This is a genomic window from Neobacillus drentensis, from assembly GCF_036966985.1.
Lineage (GTDB): Bacteria > Bacillota > Bacilli > Bacillales > Cytobacillaceae > Neobacillus > Neobacillus drentensis_E.
The window spans coordinates 2,616-3,569 of record NZ_JBALSN010000227.1 but is presented as its reverse complement, the minus strand read 5'-3'; the positions used below and the strand labels follow the sequence as shown (position 1 = coordinate 3,569).

The window sequence follows — 954 nt, the reverse complement described above, 5'->3', positions numbered from 1 at the left end:
ATTATTGGACTAGCTGTTCTAGTTCTTTTCGTAAGATGGCTTAGAAAGAAATCGAAAACTTCATCTATGAAACAGTTTATTGACACCTCTGTAGTGGGTTCGCATATACCGGTAACAAACCAAAATGCCAGCGTTTTGGATCAATGGGAAAAAAATCTATTAACTAAAAAGGAGAATGAATAACATGGGTATTTTTAAAAGATTAAAGACGATTGCAAAGGCGGATATTAATGGATTATTAGATGGGATGGAAGATCCGATTGCGATGCTAAATGAGTATTCAAGAGAAATGGAACAGGAAATTGTCAAAGGTCAGAATGCGTTAGCACGACAAATCTTTGTAGAGAAAAAACAAGAAGCGCTTATCAATGAAACCAAATCTTTGGTGGACAAGCGTACTCGTCAGGCGAAACTAGCACTTGAGCAAGGCGACGAAGCAATGGCAAAACTAGCTGTCCAAGAAAAACTCAGCAAAGAAAACCAGTTACAGCTATATGTGGACCAATTAGCGTCAATTAAGGGGCAAACGCAGATTCTCGTCGAAAAATTGGACCAGCTTAAAGAATCGTACAACCAAATGCAGCAAAAGAAAATCTTATTGGCATCACGTGTGAATGTCGCTCAGTCAATGAAACAGATTCAAAAAGTAACGGTCTCTTTCAATACGGATGATATTGCAAGAGGGGTGGCTCGTGCAGAAGAGCGGATCTTAATGATGGAAGCAGAAGTACAGGCAGGCAATCAGTTTGCGGCTCCGTTCGCTCAGTTTGACGCGGCATACAATAGCGTTGTGAGCGAGGAAGAGCTCACCAAGGAACTCGAAAAGTTAAAGGGTGAAAAAGAGAAAGTGGTAGCATTCTAATTGAAGGAAGAGAAGCACCGCCAATTAGGCTGGTGCTTTTCTTTCTATCTTGGTTACTTTATTTTCGCTATTTATTCTTTCTTCTTATTAAC

2 protein-coding genes are annotated in these 954 nt (G+C 39.9%); both read left to right on the top strand.

The window, feature by feature from the left end; genetic code table 11:
• The coding region (locus tag V7659_RS15480) for a hypothetical protein (protein WP_335540750.1) at positions 1-183 on the top strand (183 nt) is incomplete at its 5' end.
• A 1-nt stretch (position 184) separates the two neighbouring features.
• The gene (locus V7659_RS15475) at positions 185-862 is read left to right on the top strand and encodes a PspA/IM30 family protein (protein WP_335540749.1); all 678 of its coding nucleotides are present in this window, start codon (positions 185-187) and stop codon (positions 860-862) included.
• Positions 863-954 lie beyond the last annotated feature (92 nt).

Excerpts from the sequence above, each read along its gene's own strand:
- V7659_RS15475 (WP_335540749.1), top strand. The coding sequence starts at position 185 with ATGGGTATTTTTAAAAGATTAAAGACGATTGCAAAGGCGGATATTAAT.